Annotated in this window: 5 protein-coding genes; 1 reads left to right on the top strand and 4 read right to left on the bottom strand. The window is 69.5% G+C overall.

Features of this window, described 5'->3' with window-relative positions; genetic code table 11:
* The coding region (locus JHN63_RS49775) for a plasmid stabilization protein (protein WP_200691740.1) at positions 1-229 on the top strand (229 nt) is incomplete at its 5' end.
* 213 nt (positions 230-442) lie between these two features.
* On the opposite strand, the gene JHN63_RS49770 is transcribed toward JHN63_RS49775, so the two are convergent.
* From JHN63_RS49770 to JHN63_RS49755, 4 genes are all read right to left on the bottom strand, one after another.
* The gene (locus JHN63_RS49770) at positions 443-1,201 is read right to left on the bottom strand and encodes a GAF and ANTAR domain-containing protein (protein ID WP_200691739.1); all 759 of its coding nucleotides are present in this window, start codon (positions 1,199-1,201) and stop codon (positions 443-445) included.
* A 5-nt stretch (positions 1,202-1,206) separates the two neighbouring features.
* On the bottom strand, positions 1,207-1,932 hold the full coding sequence (locus JHN63_RS49765) for a GAF and ANTAR domain-containing protein (protein ID WP_200691738.1): 726 nt from the start codon (positions 1,930-1,932) through the stop codon (positions 1,207-1,209).
* Positions 1,929-2,300 carry an STAS domain-containing protein gene (locus JHN63_RS49760; protein ID WP_307782181.1) on the bottom strand — a complete coding sequence of 124 codons (372 nt, stop codon included), beginning with the start codon at positions 2,298-2,300 and terminating at the stop codon, positions 1,929-1,931. The genes JHN63_RS49765 and JHN63_RS49760 overlap by 4 nt, the downstream gene beginning before the upstream one ends.
* 230 nt (positions 2,301-2,530) lie before the next feature.
* Positions 2,531-2,749: AI-2E family transporter (locus tag JHN63_RS49755; protein ID WP_200691737.1), on the bottom strand; the 219-nt coding region annotated here is incomplete at its 5' end.

The raw sequence follows: 2,749 nt of genomic DNA, 5'->3' as shown, positions 1-2,749 counted from the left end.
CGCCGCGCGGACGGTCAACAAGGAGCGGGCCCGTTCCGGCGAAGCACGCCAGGCGAGCAAGGCCTCCACCCAGGACAAGAAGTCCGCCTCCCAGCGCGGGGGCGAGCGCTCGCACCGCGGCCCCGTGAGCCCCACCAGGGACCAGCTCTACGAGGAGGCCCGAAAGCGCAACATCCAGGGCCGTTCCGCCATGAACAAGCAGCAACTGGCCAAGGCCCTCGGTCACTGACCCCATCCCCTACGTCGAGGACCCGCGGCCTCGCGCGAGGACGGCGCGGACGTCACCGTCGCCACCGCGACGGCCGACCGGGACACAGCCGTGCCCCGTACCGCTCAAGGCCATCACTTACGTGCCGGCGACCAACGCCCGCGCGGTCAGCATCCTGCCGTGACGGTGTTCCGATCCGCTCACCCGCGGGCCCCACCGTCGGCGCGGTGGTTGTCAGTCGGCCGTTCCGGACCCACGCGTAGTGAAGGTGCGGATGGCGTCGGTGTCCTGCGTGCCGTCGGTGATGTCCCGGGCGAGGTCGGAGAGTTTGCGGCTGTTGGCGCGGGCGTAGGCGCGGAAGACGCTGAACGCCTCGTCGATGGGCGTCTGCCATCGCTCGGCGAGGATGCCCTTGACCTGCTCGATGACGATGCGGCTGTTGAGGGCGTACTGGAGCTGGTCGCGTTCGGCCTCGGTGTGCGCGAGGGTGCGCTGCTGGAGGATCGCGATGGTGGCCACGTCGGCGAGGGCCTGGGCAAGGACCAGATCCTGTTCGGCCAAGGGCTCGGGCACCGTCCGGAACAGGCTCAGCGCGCCGATGATCCGTCCGCGCAGCCGCAGCGGCAGGGCGTTGGTGGCGACGAAACCGGCGTCCTGGGCGCCGCGGGCGAAGTCGGGCCACCTGACGGCGGCGTCGGGATCGGTCAGGCTGATGTTGATCCGCGGCCGGCCGTCGCGGCAGCAGTCGACGCAGGGCCCCTGGTCGTGCTGGAGGGCGAAGAGTTCCAGCATCCGCGTGTCTTCGTCGGAGGCGGCCAGGACGTGGAGTCCGTCGTTCTCGTCCGCCAGCAGGATACCGACGGCCGCGACGTCCAGCAGGTCCCGGCAGCGCACGGAGAGCTTCTGCAGGAAGTCGATGACGTCGAAGTCGTCGATCAGGGAGTCGGCCACCTCGACGAAGACCTCGGTGAGCTGCTGTTCACGGGTTGTCATGGAGATCAGTCCTCGTCTGCGTCATCGGGGAGGTCCGTCGGGTGCGGATCGGGGGCAAGCCGCAGGCGCCTGGCCACGATGTCCCGTGCTGTATCTGTAAGGGTGCGACTGTTGCCGTAGGCGTGGGCGCGCAGCCGCAGCAGCGCCTCGGCCAGGGGTACCGCGAGCTGAACGCTGACCATGCCGGTCGCCTGGTGGAGGACCGCCTGGTGCAGTACGGGAGGTTCCAGGTCCCGGTAATGCGCCGAGGACAGCTGCGGATCTCCAAGGTCCAGAACCCGTCGGGTCAGCACGCCGACGAGTACGTCGACATCGTCGCCCTGTGCCGAGGTCAGATGTCCGGGTGTGCTTCTGGCCAGGGTAAGCACGCCCAGTGTGATGGCTCCGATCCGCAGCGGGAAGCAGAACACCGCCCGCACGGCCGTGGCGGACACCTCGGCCGAAAGAGCGGGCCAGCGGTCTTCCCGTACGCCGCCCATGTCCGGCACGCGGACCGCGGCGCCGCCGGCCAGACAGTCGGGTCCCGGGCCCTGCCCGAGGGTGAGTTGCAGATCCTCGAAGTCGCGCGAGATGACGGCCGAGGACCACAACAGCTCCGCCTCGCCCGATGCGGTGACCGCGCTGACCGCGATCCCGTCCACGGCGAGCAGTTCGGCCGCGTCCTCCGCCACGTCCGGCCAGGACGCGGTGTGCAGCAGCCGCAGGATCTCCGCCATCCCGTCACTGATCATGGAGCTCCGCTGGACGCCTGCCGGGCACTGTCCCGGGACGCCTGGCCGTCCGGATGCCGCCCGGTCAGGAGGTATCCCGTGCCGGTAACGTCCAGGAGCAGCCGTACGACCGGGGCGAGGTGGTGCAGTCGTACGTCTCCCTCCTCCGCCGCGGCGTGCCGCGAGGCGGCGATGAAGACGTTCGGACCACTGGCGTCGCAGAAGCTGACCGCGGTGAGGTCGACGTCGATGTCCGTCGCCTTCCTGGCCCGGCAGGTGGCCAGGGCCGTCTGGACGGAGGGAGCTGTGGACAGATCGATCTCACCCTCCAGGACGATGGTCGCCCGGCCATTGGACCGGTAGCGGATCATCGCACGTACGACAGCCACGGCGCCTCGACTTCCCGGACCCGTACCAAAGTCACCGTGATGGTGCACTGGTGCGGGGCGCGCTCGGAGGGGTGAGCAGCGAAGGTGCCGAGAGGACGGTGGCTGAGCCGGGCAGTCGGCCGCCTGGACACTCCGTGAGGGAGGCGGCTCGCTTACCGGAGGTTGACGCCGTCCAACGAGAGGACATCCCTGGCGCAGCACGCCGTCAGCTCCGTTCCTTCTTGGGAAAGTCATCTCCGTTCCTTCTTGGGAAACACGTACTCGTCGAGGACCAGGCCCACGGCGACCGCCGCCGGGATGGCGACGAGGGCTCCGATGATGCCGAGGAGCGCCCCGCCGACCAGCACCGCGAGGACGGTGACCAACGGATGGACGTCGACGGCGAACTTCATGGCCCTCGGCACGATGAGGTAGTCCTCGGCGAGGCGGAAGACGACGTAGAAGACCGC

Origin of the sequence: Streptomyces sp. MBT65, assembly GCF_016612545.1 — a bacterium.
In the GTDB taxonomy this organism is placed as follows: domain Bacteria; phylum Actinomycetota; class Actinomycetes; order Streptomycetales; family Streptomycetaceae; genus Streptomyces.
Note: the sequence above shows the minus strand (reverse complement) of the source record. Positions and strands in the feature narration are given on the sequence as shown.